At 67.8% G+C, this 23984-nt stretch carries 24 protein-coding genes; 9 read left to right on the top strand and 15 right to left on the bottom strand.

Going from position 1 to position 23984, the window contains the following annotated elements; translation table 11 throughout:
- Positions 1-417: 417 nt before the first annotated feature.
- Both trmFO and gluQRS read left to right on the top strand, forming a co-directional pair.
- A complete protein-coding gene (gene trmFO / locus JGR78_RS09175; protein ID WP_182802841.1) occupies positions 418-1755 on the top strand; it encodes a methylenetetrahydrofolate--tRNA-(uracil(54)-C(5))-methyltransferase (FADH(2)-oxidizing) TrmFO in 1338 nt (445 codons plus the stop codon).
- The gene (gluQRS, locus tag JGR78_RS09180; protein WP_182802843.1) at positions 1737-2651 is read left to right on the top strand and encodes a tRNA glutamyl-Q(34) synthetase GluQRS; all 915 of its coding nucleotides are present in this window, start codon (positions 1737-1739) and stop codon (positions 2649-2651) included. Before trmFO ends, gluQRS begins: the two co-directional genes overlap by 19 nt.
- A gap of 4 nt (positions 2652-2655) precedes the next feature.
- On the opposite strand, the gene hisI is transcribed toward gluQRS, so the two are convergent.
- The gene (gene hisI, locus JGR78_RS09185; protein ID WP_182790558.1) at positions 2656-3012 is read right to left on the bottom strand and encodes a phosphoribosyl-AMP cyclohydrolase; all 357 of its coding nucleotides are present in this window, start codon (positions 3010-3012) and stop codon (positions 2656-2658) included.
- 58 nt (positions 3013-3070) lie between these two features.
- On the opposite strand from hisI, the gene JGR78_RS09190 reads away from it, so the two are divergent.
- Positions 3071-3499, top strand: a complete 429-nt coding sequence (locus JGR78_RS09190) for an iron-sulfur cluster assembly scaffold protein (RefSeq protein ID WP_182790559.1) — start codon at positions 3071-3073, stop codon at positions 3497-3499.
- Here the strand turns inward: JGR78_RS09190 and hemC are convergent, their stop codons facing one another.
- Entirely contained in the window at positions 3500-4474 is a 975-nt protein-coding gene (gene hemC / locus JGR78_RS09195; protein ID WP_182790560.1) for a hydroxymethylbilane synthase, read from the bottom strand.
- A 118-nt stretch (positions 4475-4592) separates the two neighbouring features.
- On the opposite strand from hemC, the gene hemE reads away from it, so the two are divergent.
- Both hemE and JGR78_RS09205 read left to right on the top strand, forming a co-directional pair.
- Entirely contained in the window at positions 4593-5660 is a 1068-nt protein-coding gene (hemE, locus tag JGR78_RS09200) for a uroporphyrinogen decarboxylase (protein WP_182790561.1), read from the top strand.
- A 4-nt stretch (positions 5661-5664) separates the two neighbouring features.
- Entirely contained in the window at positions 5665-6534 is an 870-nt protein-coding gene (locus tag JGR78_RS09205; RefSeq protein WP_182802845.1) for a DMT family transporter, read from the top strand.
- A 4-nt stretch (positions 6535-6538) separates the two neighbouring features.
- Here JGR78_RS09205 and hemF read toward each other — a convergent pair whose 3' ends face one another.
- Positions 6539-7399, bottom strand: coding sequence for an oxygen-dependent coproporphyrinogen oxidase (gene hemF, locus JGR78_RS09210; RefSeq protein ID WP_182790563.1), 861 nt, complete (start codon positions 7397-7399; stop codon positions 6539-6541).
- A gap of 78 nt (positions 7400-7477) precedes the next feature.
- Here hemF and JGR78_RS09215 point away from each other — a divergent pair, with 78 nt between their 5' ends.
- Complete coding sequence (locus JGR78_RS09215) at positions 7478-7888, top strand: hypothetical protein (RefSeq protein WP_182790564.1); 411 nt, start codon at positions 7478-7480, stop codon at positions 7886-7888.
- On the opposite strand, the gene JGR78_RS09220 is transcribed toward JGR78_RS09215, so the two are convergent.
- Positions 7870-8865, bottom strand: coding sequence for a class I SAM-dependent methyltransferase (locus JGR78_RS09220; protein ID WP_182802848.1), 996 nt, complete (start codon positions 8863-8865; stop codon positions 7870-7872). The genes JGR78_RS09215 and JGR78_RS09220 overlap by 19 nt on opposite strands.
- Positions 8866-9186: an ATP-dependent Clp protease adapter ClpS gene (clpS, locus tag JGR78_RS09225; protein ID WP_182790831.1), complete on the bottom strand. Its 321-nt coding sequence runs from the start codon at positions 9184-9186 to the stop codon at positions 8866-8868. It lies immediately after the preceding gene.
- Positions 9187-9464: 278 nt separating this feature from the next.
- On the opposite strand from clpS, the gene JGR78_RS09230 reads away from it, so the two are divergent.
- Positions 9465-11051 carry a D-alanyl-D-alanine carboxypeptidase family protein gene (locus tag JGR78_RS09230; RefSeq protein WP_182802850.1) on the top strand — a complete coding sequence of 529 codons (1587 nt, stop codon included), beginning with the start codon at positions 9465-9467 and terminating at the stop codon, positions 11049-11051.
- 474 nt (positions 11052-11525) lie between these two features.
- Here the strand turns inward: JGR78_RS09230 and ccoS are convergent, their stop codons facing one another.
- The 8 genes from ccoS to ccoN all read right to left on the bottom strand — a co-directional run bounded on the left by ccoS (position 11526) and on the right by ccoN (position 19743).
- Positions 11526-11684, bottom strand: coding sequence for a cbb3-type cytochrome oxidase assembly protein CcoS (gene ccoS, locus JGR78_RS09235; protein WP_182790567.1), 159 nt, complete (start codon positions 11682-11684; stop codon positions 11526-11528).
- A complete protein-coding gene (locus JGR78_RS09240; RefSeq protein WP_182802852.1) occupies positions 11684-13864 on the bottom strand; it encodes a heavy metal translocating P-type ATPase in 2181 nt (726 codons plus the stop codon). Before JGR78_RS09240 ends, ccoS begins: the two co-directional genes overlap by 1 nt.
- Entirely contained in the window at positions 13861-14328 is a 468-nt protein-coding gene (locus tag JGR78_RS09245; protein ID WP_182790569.1) for a FixH family protein, read from the bottom strand. Before JGR78_RS09245 ends, JGR78_RS09240 begins: the two co-directional genes overlap by 4 nt.
- 1 nt (position 14329) lies before the next feature.
- The gene (gene ccoG, locus JGR78_RS09250; protein WP_182790570.1) at positions 14330-15790 is read right to left on the bottom strand and encodes a cytochrome c oxidase accessory protein CcoG; all 1461 of its coding nucleotides are present in this window, start codon (positions 15788-15790) and stop codon (positions 14330-14332) included.
- A 251-nt stretch (positions 15791-16041) separates the two neighbouring features.
- Positions 16042-16923, bottom strand: coding sequence for a cytochrome-c oxidase, cbb3-type subunit III (ccoP, locus tag JGR78_RS09255; protein ID WP_234450944.1), 882 nt, complete (start codon positions 16921-16923; stop codon positions 16042-16044).
- Positions 16924-17165: 242 nt separating this feature from the next.
- Complete coding sequence (locus JGR78_RS09260; RefSeq protein WP_182790572.1) at positions 17166-17375, bottom strand: cbb3-type cytochrome c oxidase subunit 3; 210 nt, start codon at positions 17373-17375, stop codon at positions 17166-17168.
- A gap of 13 nt (positions 17376-17388) precedes the next feature.
- The gene (gene ccoO / locus JGR78_RS09265) at positions 17389-18114 is read right to left on the bottom strand and encodes a cytochrome-c oxidase, cbb3-type subunit II (protein WP_182790573.1); all 726 of its coding nucleotides are present in this window, start codon (positions 18112-18114) and stop codon (positions 17389-17391) included.
- Positions 18115-18126: 12 nt separating this feature from the next.
- Positions 18127-19743 carry a cytochrome-c oxidase, cbb3-type subunit I gene (gene ccoN, locus JGR78_RS09270; RefSeq protein WP_182802855.1) on the bottom strand — a complete coding sequence of 539 codons (1617 nt, stop codon included), beginning with the start codon at positions 19741-19743 and terminating at the stop codon, positions 18127-18129.
- Between the two features lie 196 nt (positions 19744-19939).
- Between ccoN and JGR78_RS09275 the strand changes: the two genes are divergently transcribed.
- Positions 19940-20779, top strand: a complete 840-nt coding sequence (locus tag JGR78_RS09275) for a universal stress protein (RefSeq protein ID WP_182790575.1) — start codon at positions 19940-19942, stop codon at positions 20777-20779.
- A 15-nt stretch (positions 20780-20794) separates the two neighbouring features.
- Here JGR78_RS09275 and fnrL read toward each other — a convergent pair whose 3' ends face one another.
- Positions 20795-21556 carry a transcriptional regulator FnrL gene (gene fnrL / locus JGR78_RS09280; protein WP_182802857.1) on the bottom strand — a complete coding sequence of 254 codons (762 nt, stop codon included), beginning with the start codon at positions 21554-21556 and terminating at the stop codon, positions 20795-20797.
- Between the two features lie 38 nt (positions 21557-21594).
- Here fnrL and hemN point away from each other — a divergent pair, with 38 nt between their 5' ends.
- On the top strand, positions 21595-22950 hold the full coding sequence (gene hemN, locus JGR78_RS09285) for an oxygen-independent coproporphyrinogen III oxidase (protein WP_182802859.1): 1356 nt from the start codon (positions 21595-21597) through the stop codon (positions 22948-22950).
- A 147-nt stretch (positions 22951-23097) separates the two neighbouring features.
- Here hemN and JGR78_RS09290 read toward each other — a convergent pair whose 3' ends face one another.
- Positions 23098-23916: a sulfotransferase family protein gene (locus JGR78_RS09290; protein WP_182790577.1), complete on the bottom strand. Its 819-nt coding sequence runs from the start codon at positions 23914-23916 to the stop codon at positions 23098-23100.
- Positions 23917-23984: the final 68 nt, after the last annotated feature.

Below are 23984 nucleotides of genomic sequence, written 5' to 3' on the forward strand. Positions count from 1 at the left end.
CGCCGCGCGCCAAGATCCGGGGCCAAGATCCGGGGCCGGAGACGCGGAGGAAGGCCAAGCCGAAAACGCTCCCTGGCTGGCCTGATCGCACCCCCGAGGGACCAGCCGGAAAACTGGCGCCTCCGTGGTGCCCTTCACGTTTCAGGTCCCGGGAAGCTGTGGTTGATCCCTTTGCTCAGGGACACGGCCTCGCAGCGTTCATTCTTCCATACGGATCGTCGCGCAAGACGATCCCCCGCATGCGCCATGCGTTTTCCTCGAGAACTTCTTTCTGCCTCAAATACCCCGACCTTCCTGGCTGGGAACGGTCCGGCAGAGCATTTCCAGCCAGGAAGGCCGCGGAAGTGGCGATCGGGGCAGAGCCCCGGTCGGCGCTGCCACCTTTCGCACCCGGCTCTTCGTTGCTACATCCCCCCCATGACCCAACCCATCCACATCGTCGGTGCCGGCATGGCTGGCTCCGAGGCCGCGTGGCAGGCAGCCCAGGCGGGCGTTCCGGTGATCCTGCACGAGATGCGCCCCCAGATCGGCACCTTCGCCCATCGCACGGGCGACTGCGCCGAGATGGTCTGCTCCAACAGCTTTCGCTCGGATGACGACGTGAACAACGCCGTGGGCCAGCTACACTGGGAAATGCGCGCGGCGGGCGGCCTCATCATGGGGGCGGCCGACCGCCACAAGCTGCCGGCGGGCGGTGCGCTGGCCGTGGACCGCGACGCCTTCTCGGCCAACGTGACCGCCGCCCTGCGCGCCCATCCTTTGGTGACGATCGAGGCCGGCGAGATCACCGCCCTGCCCGACGATGGCAACTGGATCATCGCCACCGGGCCTCTGACCTCGGCCGCGCTGGGACAGGCCATCGCCGCCCGGACGGGGGAGGATGCGCTCGCCTTTTTCGATGCCATCGCGCCCATCGTCCACGCCGACACCATCGACATGAGCGTGGCCTGGCGGCAATCCCGCTATGACAAGGGCGACACCGAGGAGGAGCGCACCGCCTACATCAACTGCCCGATGACGCGCGACGACTACGACGCCTTCATCGACGCCCTTCTGGCCGCCGAGAAGACCGAGTTCCGCGAAGGGGAAACCGCCGGCTATTTTGACGGCTGCCTGCCCATCGAGGTGATGGCCGAGCGCGGCCGCGACACTCTGCGTCACGGTCCGATGAAGCCGGTCGGGCTGACGAACGCCCACGAGCCGCAGGAGAAACCCTACGCGGTGGTCCAGCTTCGGCGTGATAACGCGCTGGGGACGCTTTACAACATCGTCGGCTTCCAGACCAAGATGAAATACGGCGCGCAGACTCAGGTCTTCCGCATGATCCCCGGCCTTCAGGAGGCAGGCTTCGCGCGGCTGGGCGGCATCCACCGCAACACCTTCCTGAACTCGCCCACGCTGCTGGACGACCGGATGCGGCTGCGTTCCCGTCCCAACATCCGCTTTGCAGGCCAGGTCACGGGCGTCGAGGGCTATGTCGAAAGCGCCGCGATGGGTTTGCTGGCCGGGCGCATGGCCGCCGCCCATGCCATGGGGCGCGACCTGCCGCCGCCGCCGGGCACCACGGCGATGGGGGCGCTGGTCCATCACATCACCGGCGGGGCCGAGGCGAAGACCTTCCAGCCCATGAACGTCAACTTCGGCCTGTTCCCCCCGGTCGAGGCCAAGGCAGGTCGGCGCGGCCGCAAGGACCGCTATCCGGCCTATACCGACCGCGCCAAGCAGGATTTCCAGGCGTGGCTTTCGGCGCAGTAAGGCGGACGCGCTTTGCGCCCTCGCCCACCGGGCCGCTGCACCTCGGGCACGCCTTCGCCGCATTGACCGCCGCACGGCTGGCCGATCCCGGCGAGTTCCTGCTGCGGATCGAGGACATCGACCGTTCGCGCTGCCGCCCGGAATGGGAGGCAGCGATCCACGAAGACCTGCGCTGGCTCGGCCTCGACTGGCCGCAGCCAGTGATGCGCCAGTCCGACCGGCTGCCCGCCTACCAAGCCGCGCTGGACCGGCTGGCGGACATGGGCCTGCTCTATCCCTGCCGCTGCCGCCGCGCGGACATCGCGGCGGCGCTGTCTGCCCCCCAGGAAGGGTTGATCGGCCCCGACGGCCCGGTCTATCCCGGCACTTGCCGAGGGCGGCAGATGGAGGACGCAGGCCCCGACGACGCGATCCGGCTGAACGTGCGGTGGGCGTTTGCGCGGCTCGGCCTCGACCGCATCGGCTTTCAGGACGAGGTTGTGCTGCCCGGCCAGCGCCATGATCTGACAACCGAGGACTTCATTGCCGGCGTGGGCGACGTGGTTCTGGCTCGGCGCGGCTTGGGGACCAGCTATCACCTGTCGGTCGTTGTGGACGACGCCGCGCAGGGGATCACGCTGGTCACGCGCGGGAAAGACCTGTTCGATTCGACCTATATCCATGCGCTTCTTCAGGCGCTGCTCGATCTGCCGCAGCCGCTTTACCACCACCACCGGCTGATCCGGGATGAGGCGGGCAAGCGGCTGGCCAAGCGCGACAACGCCCGCGCGATCTCGCTTTGCCGGGCTGAAGGGGCCTCACCCAAGGACGTCGCCGGCGCCGTTGGTCTGACACAAGCCAGTTGTAGCCATGCGCTATCGCCGCATGGATATTCGGGTCAGGCGGAAAACCCTTGAGATTTCAGGGTTCGGGCGCCATCAGCTCGACCTCCGCCTGATCGCGGATGGCGGTATAGAAGCAGGTCCTGCGGTTGGTGTGGCAGGCGGGGCCGGTCTGCTCCACCAGCATGAGCAGGCAGTCGCGGTCGCAGTCGAGCCGCATTTCCACCAGCCGCTGCATGTGGCCGGAGCTTTCGCCCTTGACCCAGAACGCCGCCCGCGAGCGCGACCAGTAGGTGACCCGTCCCGTCTCGAGCGTGCGCCTCACCGCCTCGGCATTCATCCACGCCATCATCAGCACCTCGTCCGAGGCATGGTCCTGCGCGATGGCCGGGATCAGGCCATTCGCGTCGAAACGCAGGGTCGCAGGGTCGAACATCGGTTTTCCTTTCAGGCTCGGATGCCTATCTAGCGGGCAGACGGTGTGGGGAAAAGCGATGGCCGACGACGATCTGATGGCGCTTTATTCGCGCAGACTGCTGGCGCTGGCTGCCGACATCCCGCATCTGGGCCGCCTGCCCGCGCCGACCGGATCGGCCACGCGGCGATCCCCTCAATGCGGGTCAACGGTGACGGCGCATGTGGTTGTCGCGGATGGGGTCGTGACCGAGTTCGCGCAGGAGGTGCGGGCCTGCGCCTTGGGGCAGGCTTCGGCCGCTGTGCTGGGAGGCGCGGTCATCGGACGGACGCCGGCCGAGCTTGCCGCTGCCCGTGACAGCCTTCGCGCGATGCTGACCGAAGGGGCATCCGCACCCGAAGGCCCCTTTTCCGGTGCCGAGGCGCTGACCCCGGCGCGGGATTTCCCGAACCGCCACGCCTCGATCCTGCTGGCTTGGGAGGCCGCGGCCGAGGCCGCCGGCGCCTGATCAGACGGGCGGAGAAATCCTTTCGGGGTTGATCCCCATCAACTCGTGGAACTCGGGCGGGGCGCGGCCCAGCAGTTCCTCGGCCAGGTCGCGGCCCATGTCCACGCCGTCGCTGACAAGCCCCCGCCGCTCTCCGCGGATCGACAGCGAGCCGTCGGGCAGCAGGATTTCGCCCCGCAGCCAGAGGTTCTCGCCGTCGAGTTCCGCCAGCCCGGCCAGCGGCGTCTCGCAGGACCCGTCGAGGCGGCGCAGGAAGGCGCGTTCAGCCGTGACCCGCAGCGTCGTCGGCAGGTCCGAGATCGTCGCCAGCATCGAACCCGCGATCACGTCGTCCCGGCGCCGCTCGACCCCGATGGCGCCCTGCGCCACGGCGGGCAGCATCTCGTCGGGCGCGATGGCGCTGCGGACCACGTCCAGCATCCCAAGCCGCGTCAGGCCAGCCATGGCGAGGAAGGTCGCCTCGGCCACGCCTTCGTCCAGCTTGCGCATCCGGGTCTGCACGTTGCCCCGGAACTCGACCATCGTCAGGTCGGGGCGATAGTGGATCAGTTGCGCCCGCCGGCGCAGGCTGGAGGAGCCGACGGGCGTGCCCGCAGGCAATTCAGCGATCGAGCCCCAGCGGCGGCTGACGAAGGCGTCGCGGACGTCCTCTCGCGGCAGGTAGCAGTCGATCACCAGCCCCTCGGGCTGCAGGACCGGCATGTCCTTCATCGAGTGGACGGCGATGTCGATGCGGTCGTCGAGCAGCGCGTCCTCGATCTCGCGGGTGAACAGGCCCTTGCCGCCGATCTCGCGCAGGGGGCGGTCCAGCACGCGGTCGCCTGTGGTCTTGATGACCACGATCTCGAAGGCATCCGCGGCCAAGTCATGCGCGGCAGCGAGCCGGTCGCGCGTCTCGTGCGCCTGCGCAAGCGCCAGCGCCGAGCCGCGGGTGCCGATCCGAAGCGGGCGGTCGGGGGTGGGTAAAGCGTCCATGCGCGACGGGTTATCCCCGCGCCCTCGCCTTGACAACCGCGTTGCGGCAGAAGGGCGCATCCGCGCCTGCGCCATCCGCCCCGCTTGCAAGCGCTGCCGCGGCTTGCGACAAGGCCGCATGACCCAAGCCATCCGCCCCGAACCGCAGCAAAGCCCGTCCAAGACCATCCTGCGCGCCCTTGCGGGCGAGCGCCAGCCGGTGCCTCCGATCTGGATGATGCGGCAGGCCGGGCGCTATCTGCCCGAATACCGCGCGACGCGGGCGCAGGCGGGGGATTTCCTCAAGCTCTGCTACAACCCGGACCTCGCGGCCGAGGTCACGCTGCAGCCCATCCGCCGCTTCGGCTTCGACGCGGCGATCCTGTTCGCCGACATCCTGCTGATCCCGCAGGCGCTGGGGATGGACCTCTGGTTCGTGACCGGCGAGGGGCCACGCCTGTCCACCATTACAACGCCCGAAGAACTGGCCGCGCTGAAACCGGCGGAGGCTATCCACGAGACGCTGGCGCCGGTCTACGAAACCGTCCGTATCCTGTCGCGCGAATTGCCGCGCGAGACGACTCTGATTGGTTTCGCGGGCGCGCCCTGGACGGTGGCGACCTACATGATCGCGGGCCGCGGCGGGTTGGAACAGGCGCCGGCGCATGCGCTGAAGGAAACGGACCGCGCGACCTTCCAGGGGATCATCGACCGTGTAACCGAGGCCACGATCCTTTACCTGTCCGCGCAGATCGAGGCCGGGGCCGAGGTCGTCAAGCTGTTCGACAGTTGGGCGGGCAGCCTGCGCGGGCAGGACTTCGACGATTTCGCCGTGGAACCCACCCGGAAGATCATCGCCGCTCTCAAGGAACGTCATCCGCATATCCCTGTCATCGCCTTCCCGCGCGAGGCGGGGGATCGCTACATCGGCTTTGCGAAAGTGACGGGGGCGGATTGCGTGGCGCTGGACAACTCGGTGTCCGCCGATTGGGCGGCGGAGCATGTTCAGCGTGACGGCTGCGTGCAAGGGAACCTCGCGCCGGGACACATGGTCACGGGCGGGCAGGCGCTGGTCGATGAGACCCGCGCCATTGTGCGGGCCTTCTCGGGCGGGCCGCACATCTTCAACCTCGGCCACGGGATCACGCCGGACGCGGACCCCGAGAACGTGGCGCTGATGATCCGCACGGTGCGCGAAGCCCGCTGAGCCGATGTGGATCGCCGCGACGCTGATCGCCTCGCTGGCGCAGACCGGACGCAACGCGGCGCAGGCAGGGCTGACTTCGCGCATCGGGACGATGGGCGCGACGGGGGTGCGGTTCCTGTTCGGGCTGCCCTTTGCCCTTCTGTTTCTCGGCCTGATAGCCTTGGTCGAGCCGCTGCCCCGGTTGAACGCCACCGCCTTCGGCTATGCCGCAACGGGGGCCGTGTCGCAGATCGCGGCGACGGCGCTGATGCTGACGGCCATGCAGCGGCGGGGCTTTGCCGTCGCCACCGCGCTGATCAAGACCGAGCCGGTGACGCTCGCCATCCTTGGCGCGGTGCTGCTGGCCGAGCCGCTGACCCCAGCCCGGCTTGGGGCCATCGCTGTGGCGACCGCCGGTGTGCTGGCGATGTCGGGCAGTGGATGGCGGCGGGCCGGGCCAGGACCGGCGGCGCTCGCCATCCTTGCAGGAGGGCTTTTCGGCTTGTCAGCCATCGGCTTTCGCGGCGGCATCCTGTCGCTGCCCTCGGGCGGCGAGTTGATGCGGGCAACCACGATCCTCGTGCTGTCGCTGACGCTGCAAACGGTGCTGGTCGGCGCTTGGCTTGCCTCGCGCGACCGCCCTGCCTTGTGCGGAATGCTGGCTGCCTGGCGCGAGTCGCTGGGCGCAGGCTTCCTCGGGGCGCTGGCCTCGCAGTTCTGGTTCCTCGCTTTCGCGCTGGCGCCCGCTGCCAATGTGCGGACGCTGGCGCTGATCGAGGTGGTCTTCGCCGCCGCCGTCTCGCGTCACCGGCGCGAGGCGATGGGCCCGCGCCAGCTTTCCGGCATGGCCCTGATCGTCGCGGGCGTGGTCGGGCTTCTGTGGACAACGCACTGAGGCATCAGACCCACTTCGCCATCGGCGGCAGGCTCATCAGCACGGCGTCGGGGTTGTGGCCTGTTTCCAGCCCGAACTTGGTGCCGCGGTCGTAGACGAGGTTGTATTCCGCGTAGAGGCCCCGGTGGATCAGTTGGGCATCCTTGTCCTGGGGCGTCCAGTCTTGCGCCATGCGATTCCGCGCCAAAGGCAGGAAGGCGGGCAGGAAGGCCTCGCCCACCGCGCGGGTGAAGGCGAAGTCGGCGGACCAGTCGCCCGTGTTCAGGTCGTCGTAGAAGATGCCGCCGACGCCGCGCGCACGGCCGCGATGGGGGATGAAGAAATACTCGTCCGCCCAAGCCTTGAAGCGGTCATAGTAATCGGCGCCGTGAGGAGTGCAGGCATCCCGCAGGGTAGCGTGGAAATGCGCGGTATCCTCGGGGTATTCGAGGCAGGGGTTCAGGTCCGACCCGCCCCCGAACCACCAGGCGCCTGGGGTCCAGAACATCCGCGTGTTCATGTGGACAGCGGGGGCGTGGGGGTTCTGCATGTGGGCGACAAGGCTGATGCCGCTGGCCCAGAAGCGCGGATCATCCTCGATCCCCGGCACGCCGCGAGCGGCCATGGCGGTCTGGGCGCGGGGGGCGAGCGTCCCGTGCACCTCGGACCAGTTGACGCCGACCTTCTCAAAGACGCGGCCCCCACGCATCACCGACATGATGCCGCCGCCGCCATCCTCGGCCCGCTCGGTCAGGGTGATCTCGAACCGGCCGGGGGCGGTATCGCCCGGCCCTTCGTTCTCCAGCGCCTCGAAGGCCGTGGTGATGCGGTCGCGCAGGGCGCGGAACCAGTCGGAAGCCTCGCGGCGCTCGTCGCTCATGTCCATCGCCAGGGGCCTTTCGTGAATTGCGGCACCCACGGCGCCGCGCTAGGATTCAACCCGACCTGATTAGAGGTGCCGCCGATGAGCCGCAACCTGACCCTGACCGCGCTGGCCTGCCTGACGCTCGCCGCCTGCGGCACGCCGCAGGAACAGTGCATTTCCCGCAACACCGACGAATACCGCACGGTGTCCCGCCTGCTGGCCGAGGTCGAGGGGAACCTCGTGCGCGGCTATGCCTGGGACGAGCGGGTGGTGACGCGGACCGAGTTCGACTTCTGCCCGACGATCCGACGGAACCGCGACGGCGAGCGCGTGCTGGTGCAGCGTTCCTGCTGGCGCGACGTGGCCGACACCCAGCGGTTCCGGGTGCCGATCGATCCGCTTGTCGAGCAGCGCAAGGCCGCGAACCTGCGCGAAAGGGTCGCCGCGCTGCGCCCGAACGCCGAACGCGCCGTCGCCGCCTGCCGCGCCGCCTATCCCGAGGAAGGCTGACGCCTTTTCGGGCGCCCTGCCCCGGTCGCGGTGATGACCTTGAAGCGGTTGTCGCCGCCGATCTCCTGCACATTGGCGAAGAACTCGTTCAGCGCCGCCTCATAGGGCAGGTGCCGGTTCGCGACCATCCACAGCCGCCCCGCCCCGGTCAGCAGCCCGGCCGCGGCACGGATGAAACGCGCGCCCAGATGCGGGTCGGCCGCCCGGCCCTCGTGGAAGGGCGGGTTCATGACGACGCCGTTCACCGGCTCGGACAGGCGGAAGGTGGTGGCGTCGGCCCAGTGGAAGTGGGCGCGGGGGTCGGTCACGTTGCGACGAGCGCAATCCAGCGCGGCATGGTCGGCCTCGACCAGATGCAGCAACTCGACGCCGGGACGGGTCAGCACCTGCGCCGACAGCCAGCCCCAGCCCGCACCCAGATCGACCATGCGGGTCGGCAGACGTTCCGGCAGGCAGGCCGCCAGCGCCACGGAAGCCGGATCGGGGCCGTCCGCCGAAAAGACGCCGGGCGCGGTCACGAAGCCGCCGCCGATCATCCGTTTCGCGCTCTTCCACTCGGCGGGCAGCCAGTCGCCGCCGAGAACGGTCACGCGGAAGATCTTTCCATGCGCGCGGGACTGCACCTGATCCACCGGGGCAAGCGCCCGCATCTCGCGCAGCATGGCGTCAATGCCGTCGGTCTTCTGCCCGTCGATCCACAGCGCCGCGCCTTCGTCCAGCGCGGCGGCGGCGGCGGCGACACGCGCCCGGGCCTCGGCCCGCGCGCGGGGCAGGAAGACCACCGCGGCATCCGCCCGCCCCTCGACAGCGGTCAGCACCTGGAATCCCTGCGCCGCAATCGAATCATAGGACGGGCGGAACCCCTGCACGACCGTCGTGCGGGCCGGATCAAAACCCGCAAGATCCCCCGGTCCTGCCCCGATAAGCAGGACCGAACCCTCGATGGGCTCGATCAGCTCAAGCCGAGAGCCCGCCACCTATTCCTTTTCCATCGTGCATTGCAGCGGATGCTGCTGGCGGCGGGCAAGTTCCATCACCTGCGCAACCTTGGTTTCGGCGATCTCGTGAGAAAAGACACCGACCACGGCCACGCCCTTGCGGTGGACGGTCAGCATGATCTCGATCGCCTGGGCGTGTGTCATCCCGAACAGGCGTTCGAGGATATGGACGACGAACTCCATCGGGGTGAAGTCGTCGTTCAGCAGCAACACCTTGTAAAGCGGCGGGCGCTGAGTCTTTGGCTTGGTCTTGACCGCAATGCCTGACTCGTTCTGGCCATCGGAAGGCGAGTCGGTCATGCGCGGAAAATCGGGCGTCGACGTCACGGCGGCTTCTGTCCTGAACGGGTGGGTTGCCATGGAATATAGGACCGCGAAACGCCAAGTGAAAGCCTCTCGCCGCCAACAGGCCGCGCAAAACCTCCGGTTGTGGCAATTCTAAGGTTTTCGCAACTCAACCCCCGTGCTATCGTGAGTCTGTTAATCAAGGGTGTGCGATAAAGAACGCGCCCGCAGGCAGAGAGACCGGGACAGTGCAAATCCTTCACAGAACCCTGATCGCGGGGTGGCTTGTCTTCATGGCCGCCCTGATACCTCTGACGGCATCTGCCGCCCCCTTCGCCGCCCATGTCATGGACGGCAGGACAGGCAAGGAAATCTATTCGCAGAACGCGAATGCGCGGCTGCATCCGGCCTCGCTGACCAAGATGATGACGCTCTACATGGCCTTCACGGCGATCGAGCGGGGACAGGTCCGGCTGGATTCCCGGTTCACGGTGACAAAGCACGCGGCGGGGCAACCGCCCTCGCGTCTGGGCCTGCGGGCGGGCCAGCAGATCGAATTGCGCTACCTGATCCGCGCGGCGGCGGTGAAATCGGCCAACGACGCCGCCACCGCCATCGGCGAAGGGCTGGCGGGGTCCGAGGCGCGGTTCGGCCAGCAGATGACGGCGATGGCCCGCGCGCTGGGGATGAGCAACACCACTTTCCGCAATGCCAACGGGCTGACGCAGGACGGGCATTATTCCACCGCCCGCGACATGTCGGTACTGGGGCGGCGGCTGTTCTATGACTTCCCGCAGTATTATTCGATCTTCTCGCGCCGCTCGGCGGATGCGGGGATCGCCACGGTCGCCAGCACAAACAAGCGGTTCCTTGACAGCTACCAGGGCGCGGATGGGATCAAGACCGGCTATACCCGCGCGGCGGGCTTCAACCTGACCGCATCGGCCCAGCGGGGGTCCAAGCGGATCATCGCCACGGTGATGGGCGGCCAGTCCACGGCGCAGCGCAACGCGGTCATGGCGCAGCTTCTGGACACAGGCTTCGGCAAGGCCCCTGCCCGGGTCAAGGAGATCCGGCCCGAGCCGCCCGAGTACATGGTCGAACGCAAGCGCAGCGTGCAGGTCGCCCGCAGCGCGCCGCCGGTCCCTTCGCCGGTCGCGGCCCGGCCCGTCAGGGGCTCGACCGTGCCGCTTGAACCCGAGCGCCGGCAGGCGACGGCGCCTGCGCCGGCCCAGGCGGCCCCCGTGGTCGCACAGGCCAGCGTCGGCTCTGCCCGCCCTGCCCGCCGGCCGGCTGCCGCTGCCGCTGCCGCTGCCGCTGCCGCCCCGGTCAGGCTGGCCGCCGCGGACCCGGCCGCCGTCGAGGCTGCCGTCGCAGGCGCCATCGTGGATGCCAGCCGGCCCGCCCCCGCCCCACGCAGCGGACCGGCCGCGATGGCCAAGGCGCCGCGCACCCCCGGCTCGACCTTTGTGGCGGCGGCAGCGCCGAAGCAGGACGCCGCGCCCTTGGCAGGCACCCGGCTGGCAGCGTCGGACAAGCCCGTGCGCAAGTCCGACACGGTGATCCTCGCCGCGATGGAGGAGGAGGAAGGCGACCGCTCCGAACCCGAGGCGGTCGAGATCGTGTCCCGCCCCTCGACGCGTGGCCGCGGCAATCACGGCATCACGCTTGGCCGCTACAAGACCAAGGCCGAGGCCGAGCAGCTTCTGCTGCGGACCGCCCTGCAGGAAAGCGCGGTGCTGAACAACGCCAACCGCCATGTCGGCAACACTCCGAAAGGGTGGGAGGCGAACTTCTCGGGCCTGACCCGCGACGCGGCGAATCTCGCCTGCGAAAAGCTGGCTGCCCGCTCACAGCGCTGCAAGGTGCTGGGGAACTGAGCGACCGCTGCCGACGGTGACAAAGGCCCGGTGAGACCGGGCCTTTTTTCTTGCCGGTGCACGATCGTCAACGGCCCCCCGATACGCCGGAACAACTTCATTGCGCAGGAACACCGGCGTTTCCGGTCAAAGGCCGCCCTTTCCCGGATGTTCCGATGGATCAAGCTTGCCGCGCCCGATCAATGATCCCGGCAATGCGCCATTCGCCCCTTATGTTCCCCGTCACCGCAGAACCAGTTGGTCACGCGGGTATCCGCATCGCCTAGTCAAGCGGCAGGGCAACCCGGTGTCCTTCTTCATCGCACAAATATCTTCGGGGATCGTCGTATACGGCGATCGGGGCAGACAGCCTCCGGACCGGCGGTGCAACAAGCGTATGCGTCAGCCGCAGGGCCGCAACAGGATCATCGTGCCCTTGAAAGTCGTCACAGGTCAGATGCCGCATCTTCTTCAATCATGCCCCGCAGGCAGCCTTCACGGCTTGGGCCGGTCGTCCCATTCGTCGCTGAGGATGCGGTGCGCGTCGCCCTTGGGGTCCTCGTACTGCTTGTTCCGCAAGGTCCACAGGAACGCCACCAGCCCCAGCCCACCGAGGAACAGCGAGACGGGGATCAGGAACAGCAGCACCTCCATCAGCGGACCCTCAGCGCGTTCAGGGTGACGGCAATGGAACTCAGAGACATCGCCAGCGCAGCGATAAGAGGGGTCGCCAGCCCCGCCAGCGCGACCGGCACCGCGATGATGTTGTAGAAGCCGGACAGCGCGAAGTTTTCGCGGATGCGCCGGATCGACGAGCGCGCGACGCCCACGGCATCCGCGATCGGCCCCAAGTCCTTGCCGACCAGCACCATGTCCGACGCCACCCGTGCCGCGTCCAGCGCGCTTGCCGGCGAGATCGAGGCATGGGCCGAGGCCAGCGCCGCCGTGTCGTTCAGCCCGTCGCCGACCATCAGGACGTGCCGTCCTTCGGCCGAAAGCGAGGCCACCGCCGCCGCCTTCTCCTGCGGGGTCACGCCCGCGCGCCATTCCTCGACCCCCAGCCGCGCGGCGATGTCGGACACGGCACCCGCGCCGTCGCCCGACAGGATCATCACCCGCAGCCCGGCATGGCGCCACCGCGCCACGGTCTCGGCGGCGCCCGGCCGCAGGCTGTCGGTGAAGTCCATGCGGCTGACCCGCTTGCCGATCCGCAGCCAGGTCGCGGCACCCGGCGCGTCATCCGCAGCCCCGATCCAGTCGGCGCGGCCGAGCCGCACGAGTTGCCCTTGCCAGCGCCCCTCGACGCCGTGGCCGGGGATCTCGCGCAGGTCCTCGACCTTCGCCGCAGGCTCCTCGATGGCAGCAGCCAGCGCCCGGGACAGCGGATGGGCCGAGGCCCCGGCCAGTGCCGCCGCGAGCGCGCGGCTTTCGGCGTCCAGGCCGCCGTCGCCGGCAAGCTCCGGCGTGCCCATGGTCAGGGTGCCGGTCTTGTCGAAGATCACGGTATCGACTTCGGCCAGACGTTCCAGCGCGGTGCCGTCCTTGATGAGCAGCCCCTTGCGGAACAGCCGTCCCGAGGCGGTGGTCACGACTGCCGGCACCGCCAGCCCCAGGGCGCAGGGACAGGTGATGATCAGCACAGCCGCCGCCACGTTCAGCGCCACCCGCAGGTCGCCCGTCGCCCAGAGCCAGCCGAGGAAGCTGAAAAAGGCCAGCAGATGCACCGTCGGCGCATAGAAACGGCTCACCCGGTCGGCGATCGAGGTATAGCGCCCGCGCGCCGATTCCGCCGCCGCCACCAGCGCCGTCAGCCGCGACAGCGAACTGTCGCGCCCGGCCGCCGTCACCCGCAGGGTCAGGGGGCCGGTCAGGTTGACCTCGCCCGTCGACAGCGCGTCGCCGGGATGGGCTGCGACCGGGACGGACTCGCCCGTCAGCAGCGAGCGGTCGATTTCCGAGCCGCCCGCCGTCACCACCCCGTCCGCGGGGATGCGCCCGCCGGGACGCACCAGGATCAGGTCGCCCGCCTTGAGGTCGGACACCGGCACGGTTTCCTCGGCCCCGTCCTCAAGCCGGACCGCACGGGGCACCTCAAGCGCCGTCAGTTCCTCGGCGGCGGATCGCGCCACGGCGCGGCTGCGATAATCGAGGTAGCGCCCGATCAGCAGGAAGAAGCACAGCGTCACCGCGCCGTCGAAATAGGCGTGGCGGCCGCTGTTCAGCGTCTCGTAGATGGAAATCGCATTGGCGAGGATCAGCGCCAGCGAGATCGGCACGTCCATGCCAAGCCGCCCCGCCCGGACCGAGCGCCAGGCGTTCACGAAGAACGGCTTGCCCGCGAAGATCGTGGTCGGCACTGCGATGGCGCCCGCGATCCAGTGAAACAGGTCCCGCGTCGCCGCATCCGCCCCCGACCAGACGGCGATGGACAGGATCATCACGTTCATCATGGCAAAGCCCGAAACGCCGATCCGCATCAGCAGGTCGCGGCCCTGCCGGTCGGCGGCGGTGGCGCTGAACGCGCCGGGGTCAAGCTCATGCGCCTCGTAGCCGATGCGGTCGAGGACCGGGATCAGGTCCTCGGCGCGCAGCCCTTCGGCATCCACGACGACGCGGCGCAGCGACAGGTTCACCCGCGCGTCGCGCACCCCCGGCACAGCGGAAAGCGCGCGCTCGACATCGGTGATGCAGGCGGCGCAATGGGCCGTCGGCAGCGACAGGATCACGTCGCCCCGGACCGGCCCCGTGCGCGCCAGACGGCCCGCCAGAGGTGCCGCGTCACAGGCCGGGCAGGCGCTGAAGCGGCTTTCGAAATCCACCCGCGCGTCGGTCATTCCCTGACCCTGCTGCCCGAGAAATGGTCGATGCGCTGGCGGAACTCGGTCCCGTCCCAGGCCTTGGCCGTGACGTGGATGTTCCAGATGCCGGGGGCCAGTGCCAGGGGCGCGCGGAACAGCCCGTTCTCATAGATGAACTGCGGCACCTGGTCGTCGCGCACATGGGTGGGGCGGCCGACGGTCGCACTCAGCGACTGGACGCGGCCCGGGTTGCCTTGGGCGTCGCGGACCATCAGCGTCAACTCGCGCCCGTCATATTCCGGCGTGACCGTCCAGCCGAGCGCCGCCTGGGCTGCCCTTTCCCGGTCGAAGCGCTGCGAGGCGACATAGCTGTTCGGCGTTTCCAGCCCCGGAAAGGTGCTGACCGCCTTGAAGGCCATCAGCAGGTTGACCCCGACGATGACGCCGAAGGCGGTCAGCGTGATCGCCAGCACATGCCGCCCGGTCAGTTCCCGCGTCATCCTACCGCTCCGTTCCATGGAAGACCGTCTCGACCGCGGCACGGCGGCCCGAGTCCACGTCCTCGATCCACATCGTCAGAGGGGTCTGGCCGCTGGTCGCCAGCGCCGAGCCTGGCTCGGCCGTCAGGTAGACCCGCTGCTCGAAGGTCTGGTCCTGCGGCACCGCCACCGTGTCCCGCCCGCCTTCCAGCGTGATCTGTGCGTTTGGCAGCATCTCGCCCCCGGCAGTCTCGACGCCCACGGCGAAGGTCTTTTCTTCGCCCTGCATGTTGCGCAGCCGCAGCTCGTAGGTGTTGCGGATCGAGCCGTCGGACATGGTGACGTAAAGCGGGTTCCGCACCGGCGAGACATTCAGGTCGTAGGGCGCGCGCAGGAACAGCGCCACGATCAACCCGACGCCGATCGCGCCCCAGAGAGTGAAATACAGCAGCGGACGCGGACGCAGGACGTGCTTCCAGAGCGATTCGCCCTCTTGCCCGGTCTTCTCGGCATGCTCGTCCTTCAGCGCCATGTAGTCGATCAGCCCGCGCGGCTTGCCGATCCTAGCCATCACGTCGTCGCAGGCGTCGATGCACAGCGCGCAGGTGATGCATTCCAGTTGCTGGCCGTCGCGGATGTCGATCCCCATGGGGCAGACGTTCACGCAGGCAAGGCAGTCGATGCAGTCGCCCTTGGCGCCGGGGGGGATGTCGGACTTGGTCGGCTGACCCTTGGCGATCTTGCCACGAGGCTCACCCCGCCATTCGCGATAGGCGACGGTCAGGGTGTTCTCGTCCATCATGGCGCCCTGGATGCGGGGCCAGGGACAGGCGTAGATGCAGATCTGTTCGCGCGCGAAGCCGCCGAAGAAGAAGGTGGTCGCGGTCATGATGCCAATGGTGATATAGGCGACAGGATGGGCGTTCAGCGTCACGAGGTCACGCAGCAGCGTCGGCGCATCGGCGAAGTAAAAGACCCAGGCGCCGCCGGTCAGCAGGCCGATCAGCAGCCAGGCCGCCCATTTGGTCGCGCGCAGGCGGACCTTGCGGGCATCCCAGCCCTGCTCATACAGGCGGATGCGGGCGTTGCGGTCGCCCTCGATCCGGCGCTCGACCATCATGAAGAGGTCGGTCCAGACGGTCTGCGGGCAGAAATAGCCGCACCAGACCCGGCCCAGGACCGAAGTGAACAGGAACAGCCCAAGCCCCGCCATGATGAGAAGGCCGGCGACGAAATAGAATTCGTGCGGCCAGATCTCAATCCAGAAGAAGAAGAAGCGTCGGTTGGCCAGATCCACCAGAACCGCCTGGTCGGGCATCCCGGGCCCCCGGTCCCAGCGAATCCAGGGGGTGATGTAATAGATGCCCAGCGTCAACGCCATCAGCACCCACTTGAGATTGCGGAAGTTGCCCCTGACCCGGCGCGGGAAGATCGGCTCGCGCGCCGCGTAAAGGCGGGGGGGTTCCTGCTCGACGGTGGACATATGCGACTCCTGATGTGCAGGGGCGGGCCCTGCAGCGGTGGCCTTGACCTCCATCAAGTGCCAGCAGCCTGCCATATATGGCACAAGCAGGCCGGCTTTTCAGGGACTGTTTGTCGCACCCCCTGCATGATTCATGCAAGAGGACGCGAGCCGGTTCGTCAAGGGCGGCCTCCCGAAAGTGGACAGAGGAACCGCAACGCCGGCCCGGCGCGCCTGTCAGGGCCGCGCCGGGCCGGCGAATGAGGCCAAGGTCACTCGCCGCCGCCGAGTCCGTGGACATAGGTCGCGACGGCGCGGATGTCGGATTCGCTCAGCCGGTCCGACCAGGCGGGCATCACGCCGAAGGGTCCGTCGTGGATGACCCGACGGATGGTCGCCTCGTCGCCGCGACCGTCCACGTTGTACATCCACACCGCATCCGCGAGGTTCGGCGCCCCCTGGCTGCGGTCGCCGGTGCCGTCCTCCATGTGGCAGGCCACGCAGTTCTCCTCGTAGACCACGGCGCCATCGGCGGCGGCGGGTTCGTCATGGGGCAGGTCGGACAGGGACAGCACATATTGCGTGACCTGGTCGATCTGCTGGTCGTCGAGGATGCCGTCAACGCCGAAGCGGGGCATTTCCGAATAGCGGGTGTCGGGATCGTCCGGGCTGCGGATGCCGTGCAGCAGCGTCAGGTGGATGTCCTCGATGGTGCCGCCCCACAGCCAGTCGTTGTCCAGCAGGTTCGGATAGCCGGGGTTCCCCGCCGCCCCCGCGCCGTGGCACTGGGCGCAATAGGTGCGGAAGATCGAGGCGCCCGCGTTGTTGGAAAAGTTCAGCAATTCGGGGTCGCCGGTGATCTCGGTCAGATCGACCGAGGCAAGGCGGGTCTCGATCGGCGCGTTCGCCTCGTCGAAGCGGCGCATCTCGGCCTCGACGTCGTCGCGCTGGGTGGTGCCAAGGACGCCGCGGGTGAAGTCGTTCACCAGCGGGACCGCAGGATAGGCGATGACGTAGCCCACCGCCCAGATGATGGTGGCGTAGAAGGTCCAGAGCCACCAGCGCGGCAGCGGGTTGTCGTATTCCTCGATCCCGTCCCAAGCGTGGCCGGTGGACTTGACCTCGACGACGTTCTTGCCCACGCGGCGCGTGATCTTGCGGCGCGGCTCGCGTTCCGACCGCGGCTTCACCCCGGTCAGCACCTCGGGCATGTTCTCGAGGATCTGCTCGGCGTTTTCCTGGTCCGCCGCGCGCCGTTCCACCGAGATGCGGTTCTCGGGGTTGGCGGGCGACTCGTGCGGATCGTTGATGTCCGCGCCGATGTTCTCGGCCACCTCGCGTTCGCGCGGGGTCGGCCTCTCGTCCCGGGGCGGGTTCTCGTCTTTGGGATCGGCCATCACTCGCCCTCCTTGCGGTCCACCCTGGCCTTTTCGTCTGGCTCGGGGGCGGGTTTCGTCTCGTTGCGGAAGATGCTTTCGGCGGCGTCCCGGTGCAGCCGGCGCGAGCCCGGCCGCCACACGAACAGGACCACGCCGATGAACACCAGTGTCAGGGCCAGCAGCACCCAGCTGTCGGCGAACTGGCGCAGGAAGGAATAGCGGTCCATTCCCCCTGCGCCCTCAGCGGTGCTGTTCCGGCTGGAAGGTCGAGAAATCGACCATCGTGCCGAGAACCTGCAGATAGGCGATGATCGCGTCCATCTCGGTCACGCCCGCCTGCCGGTCGAAGTTGCGCGCCTGCGCGCCCGGATAGCGCTCCTCCAGCCCCGAAGGGTCGAGGTCGGGGTCCGCCTGCGCAAGGAAATCGGCGCGGGCCTCGGCGACCATTTCTTCGGAATAGGGCACGCCCACGCGGCGGTCGGCGATCAGCCGGTCCGCGATATAAGTCGGGTCGATGTGCCGGTCGCGCAGGAAGCCGTAGCCCGGCATGATCGATTCCGGCACCACCGAGCGCGGGTCCACCATGTGGTCGATGTGCCATTCGTCCGAATAGCGCCCCCCCACGCGGGCGAGGTCCGGCCCGGTGCGCTTGGACCCCCACTGGAACGGGTGGTCATACATCGATTCCGCGGCAAGGCTGTAATGGCCGTAGCGTTCGACCTCGTCCCGCATCGGGCGGATCATCTGGCTGTGGCAGACATAGCAGCCCTCGCGGACATAGATGTCGCGCCCGGTCAGTTCCAAGGGGGTGTAGGGGCGCATCCCCTCCACCTCCTCGATGGTGTTTTCCAGGTAGAACAGGGGCGCGATCTGGACGATGCCGCCGATGGTCACCACGAGGAACGAGAACACCAGAAGCAGCGTCGCGTTCTTTTCGAGGATCTTGTGGTGGTCGAGAAGTGCCATGGAAGATCCCCTTTATTCGGCCGGAACGGCAACGCGATCGGACGCGATGCGCGGCTGTTTGGCGACCGTCGCCCACAGGTTCCAGGCCATGATGATCCCGCCCGCGAGGAAGAACACCCCGCCCAGCGTCCGCACGACCAGCATCGGATATTTGGCGATGACGGTATCGGCGAAGGCGTTGACCAGGAAGCCCTGGCTGTCGACCTCGCGCCACATCAGCCCCTCCATGATGCCCGAGACCCACATCGAGGCGGCGTAAAGCACCAGCCCGATGGTCGCGAGCCAGAAGTGCCAGCTTACGGCGGCGGTCGAATACAGCCGCTCGCGCCCCCAGAGCCGCGGCGTCAGATAGTAGAGCGCGCCGAAGGTGATCATGCCGTTCCAGCCCAGAGCGCCGGAATGGACATGGCCGATGGTCCAGTCGGTGTAATGCGACAGCGAGTTCACGGCCTTGATCGACATCATCGGCCCCTCGAAGGTCGCCATGCCGTAGAAGCCGACGGCCACGACCATCATCCGCAGGATCGGGTCGGTGCGCAGCTTGTCCCAGGCGCCCGACAGGGTCATCAGCCCGTTGATCATGCCGCCCCAGGACGGCATCCACAGCATGATGGAAAACACCATGCCCAGCGTCGCGGCCCATTCCGGCAGCGCCGTGTAATGCAAGTGGTGCGGACCCGCCCAAATATACATGAAAATCAGCGCCCAGAAGTGGATGATCGACAGCTTGTAGCTGTAGACCGGACGCTCGGCCTGCTTGGGGATGAAGTAATACATCATCCCGAGGAACCCGGCCGTCAAGAAGAAGCCCACCGCGTTGTGGCCGTACCACCACTGCGTCATCGCGTCCTGCACGCCCGCGAACAGCGGCACCGACTTGGACCCGAAGATGCTGACCGGCATCGCCAGGTTGTTGACGATGTGCAGCATCGCGATGGTCACGATGAAGGACAGGTAGAACCAGTTGGCGACGTAGATGTGCGGCTCGCGCCGCTTCATGATCGTGCCGAGGTAGATCATCAGGTAGACGACCCAGACGATCGTCAGCCACAGGTCCACGTACCATTCGGGTTCGGCGTATTCCTTGGAATGGGTCGCGCCCAGGATATAGCCGGTCGCTGCCAGGACGATGAACAGGTTGTAGCCCCAGATCACGAACCAGGCCGCGTTGCCGCCCCAGAGCCGCGTCGCGCAGGACCGCTGGACGACGTAGAACGAGGTCGCGATCAGCGCATTGCCCCCGAAGGCAAAGATCACCGCCGAGGTGTGCAGGGGGCGCAGCTTGCCGAAGTTGGTGAAGCCCTGCAGCGCGTCCGAGAAGTTGAGCGACGGCCAGGCAAGCTGCGCCGCGATGATGACGCCGACCAGGAAGCCCACGACGCCCCACAGGGCGGTCGCGATGACGCCCACGCGGATCGGGCCGTCAAGATATTCGTTCTGCGCGCCCGCGACCGCCAGCGTGCGGTTCGGGTCGTCCATGTGGCGCAGAACCCAGATGAATGTCAGCCCGGCGGCCAGCATGACCGTCAGCGCATTGACCTGATAGGCCAGATCGCGCGCATAGTTGGCCGCGATCGCGGCGAACACCGCGATCAAGCCAAGCACGATCAGCTTCAAGCTATCCCACATCGTGTTGGTGTCCTTTGTCTCGCAACAGCACGGCCGAATCGCCCTGCGGCGATCCGGCAAACCGTCTTGGCCATGTCCTCTATTGAGCGAATGTTTACGAAACCTTGATCTGCGTCAACAAAACCAGTGGCTAGGGCGGCATACTGTCGCGGGCAACCTTTGCCGAAAGGGCCGCCCCAGAAGAAGGATCAGGCGCATGGGCTACAAGACCATCCTCACCGTCATCACCCAGCCGGACCAGAAGCGGCAGATCGAGGCCGCCGTGGCGATCGCCCGGCGCGAGGACGCACATCTCGAAGTCTTCGCGGTGGGGGTAGACCACACCCAGACCGGCTATTACTATGCCGGCGCCTCGGCCTATGTCTTCCAGGAGGCGATCGACCGCGCCATGGCCGCAGCCGAGACGCTGGAAGCCGAGGTCCGCGCCGAGCTTGCCCCCGAGGACATCCGATGGTCGGTCGAAAGCGCGGTGGCGCAGATGGGCGGCGTGTCCACGCTGATCGCGATGCGGGCGCGCTTTGCCGACCTCGTGGTGCTGGAAAAGCCCTACGGCACCCATGCCGCGCGCGACAGCGAGGCGGCGCTGGAGGCCACGCTGTTCGAAGGCGGCGCCCCGGTCCTGGTGCTGCCGCATGAAACCGTGACGGTCGAGAACATCGGCAGGCGGGTGCTGGTCGCCTGGAACCAGTCGGACGAGGCGCTGCACGCCGTCCGCCGCGCCCTGCCTGTCCTGAAGGCCGCCGAGGCGGTCGAGATCGCGGTGGTGGACCCCTCGCCCCACTCGCCCGAAGGCTCGGACCCCGGCGGCAAGCTCTGCCAGATGCTGACGCGCCACGGCGTCAAGGCCGAGATCGCGGTGCTGGCCAAGACCCTGCCGACCGTGTCCGAGGTGCTGAACCGCCGCGGTGTGGAAACAGGGGCCGACCTGATCGTGATGGGCGCCTACAGCAAGTCGCGGCTGCGCGAGGCGATCATGGGCGGCGCGACGCGGCACATGCTGGAACGCGCGACCCTGCCGGTGCTGATGGCGCGCTGATCCGCGCGGCGGCCCTCAGCTCAGCGGGCCGCCGTCGGCATCGTCGCCGCTTTCCAGCACCAGCCGGTGGAAATCGGGCACGGTGATCCGCCGCGTGCCTTCCAGCGCGATCACCCCGTCGCGCCGGAGGGCCGAGATCTGGCGGCTGACCGTCTCGATGGTCAGGCCGAGATAGTCGGCCATGGTTTCGCGCGTCAGGGGCAGTTCGATCTCGACCCGGCCCTGCGGGCGGGACTGGCGCAGCACCGCGCCGCGCCGCGCCAGCGCCGCAAGGAAGGACGCGATCTTCTCGCGCGCCGACTTGCGGCCCAGAAGCAGCAGCCATTCCCGCGCGGCGTCCAGATCGTCCAGCGTCATGTCCAGCAGCCGCGCGGCGACGCGTGGGCTGGACCGCAGCAGTTCCTCGAAGGGCTTGCGGCGGAAGCAGCAGAGCAGCAGGTCCGACAGCGCCGTGACGGCATAGGTCGAGGTCTCGCGCCCCGGCCGGCCCAGGAAGTCCGAGGGCAGCAGCAGCCCCACCATCTGGGTGCGCCCGTCCTCCATCGTCTGCGACAGCCCGGCCACGCCCGAGACGACCGAGCCCACGAAATCCATTCGTTCGCCCGCCAGCGCCAGGACCTGCCCCGCCTCGTAGCGGCGGTAGTATTTGGTGGCGTCCAGCCGGTCCAGTTCCGGCGCCTCGCAACTGGCGCAGACGGCCCGATAGCGGATCGGGCAATCCTCGCAGGGAACCTGCAGCGACCGGCACGAAGCCTCGGAACCGAGTTTGACCTGCATCAATGTTCTGCCCCGCTTTCGGTGGCATCCCTATGGCCATGGAACAGGAATCGCAACTGACGCGGCTGGGGCTGTTTGACGCGCGGGTGCCGCGCTATACGTCCTACCCCACCGCCCCGCATTTCAAGCTCTCCGTGGGACCGGCCGGTTTCACTGACTGGATCCACGCGATCCCGGCGGGCGCGTCGATCTCGCTTTACATGCATGTGCCCTTCTGCCGCAGGCTCTGCTGGTTCTGCGCCTGCCGCACGCAGGGCACCCAGTCCGACGCCCCGGTACGCGCCTATGCCGACATCCTGCTGGCGGAACTGGAGCTGCTGAAGGCGAACCTCGCCCCCGGCGTGCGCCTGTCGCGGCTGCACTGGGGCGGCGGCACGCCGACGCTGATGCCCCCCGACATGATGCGGCGCGTGGCGGGCGCGGTGTTCGACGCCTTCCCGCTGGCGGAAGGGGCCGAGTTCTCGGTCGAGATCGATCCCAACGAGATCGACGAAGCGCGTATGGACGCGCTGGCGGAATACGGGCTGACCCGCGCCTCGATCGGGGTGCAGGACTTCGACCCCGAGATCCAGAAGACCATCGGTCGCGAGCAGAGCTTCGAGATCACAGCCGAGGCTGTTCGGATGATCCGCAAGCGCGGCATCAGAAGCCTGAACACCGACATCCTTTACGGGTTGCCCCACCAGACGCCGCACCGGATCGCGGATTCGATCCAGAAGCTGATGGCGCTGTCGCCTGACCGGATCGCGCTTTACGGCTATGCCCATGTGCCGTGGATGGCCAAGCGGCAGGTCATGATCCCCGAGGACGCCTTGCCCGATGCCCCGGCCCGCCTGCGGCTGTTCGAGGTCGCCCGAGACCTGCTGGTGGCCGACGGCTATGACGAGATCGGCATCGACCACTTCGCCCGCCCCGGCGACGGGCTGGCGGTGGCGCAGAAGGCGGGCCTGCTGCGCCGGAACTTCCAGGGCTACACCGACGACCAGGCGCAGGTGCTGGTCGGCATGGGCGCCTCCTCCATCTCGCGCTTCCCGCAGGGCTATGCGCAGAACGCCCCCGCGACCGGCGCCCATGTCAAGGCGATCCGCGAGGGGCGCTTCTCGACCACCAAGGGCCATGTCTTCACCCCCGAGGACATCTGGCGCGCCCGCATGATCGAGGCGCTGATGTGCGACTTCCGCATCTCGGCCGATGAGTTCACCCGTGACCACGGCTTCACTGCCGAGTCGCTGGCCGCGCTGTTCGCTCCGGTCAAGGCACAGTTCGGCGAGATGGTGACGGTGGATGCCGAGGGCCTGTCGATCCCGGAACGCGGCCGCCCGCTGACCCGCATGATCGCGCGGATGTTCGACGGCTACGAGATGGAGGCCAAGGGCCACAGCCCAGCCATCTGATACGCCGGACCGGGGCCTTGCCCCGGACCCCAGGATATTTCCAGCCGAAAGACCAGAGTCGCAACCCCCTTCGCTGATCTGTCTTTCGGCCCCAAATATCCCCGCCGGAGGCGCCGGAGCCTTGCCGCAGGCGCCTCGTCCGAGGCCCTATCGGCCCAGCTTGGCGTGGACCTCGTCCAGATCGACCTCGCCCTTCGGCATCTTGCTGTCGGGATTGTCGAAGTCATAGCGGAACAACTGGAAATCCTTCTTGTAGATTTCCCAGACCAGGTGTCGCGACAGGTCGTCGAAATACTCGCTGACCTTGTGCAGCCGCTTCGGTCCATGCCCTTCGGATTCGTTGAAGCGCGGCACCTCGTTCACGTCCAGCTTCACCGGCGTCTCGGCTGCGTCCAAGACCTTCTGCATCCCCTCGTTAAACTTCTCGGTGAAGAAGATCCGGTCATAGCGGCCGCCGTTCACGATGAAGGTCGCGATGTGGCCGGACATGGCCGACCAATGGATGTCCGGCTCCATCGGGCGGCGCCAGCGGATGGTGTCGCGGGCGAACAGAAGGAAGCGGCGGAAGCTGGTCACCTGGTCGAAATCGAAGTTGTCCTCGGGCGAGCCGACCTCGACCCCGTAGCGTTGCATGATCTGCGGGATCATGTTGCCGCGGTAGCGCTTGCCGTTGCGCTGGATGCCCGCGATCTTGTCGAAGAAAGACGACAGGATCCGCGCGTAAGGGTTGCGGACGCAGGTGAAGGACACGGGCTTGCGCACCTTCACCGCCCGGTCGATCGCCTCCTGGCTGTTGTCCTGGTTCCACTTGTGCAGACCACCGGTCGAGTCGTGGATGTCGCCGTCGAAGTAGCGGCCGTGGTCCGAAAAGAACATGATCTGCCCGATGGTCGAGCAGGCGCATTTCGGCACCACCCGGTAGGCCATGCTTTCGCTTTCGGTCATCCAGGTGCCGGGAAAAGCCATGGCGTGAGTCCCCTGTCAGTTGAGCGGCTTGTCCCTGCCCATAAAATCGTTATGCAGCCAAGGCAACT

The organism is Paracoccus sp. MC1862, assembly GCF_016617715.1.
Taxonomy (GTDB): domain Bacteria; phylum Pseudomonadota; class Alphaproteobacteria; order Rhodobacterales; family Rhodobacteraceae; genus Paracoccus.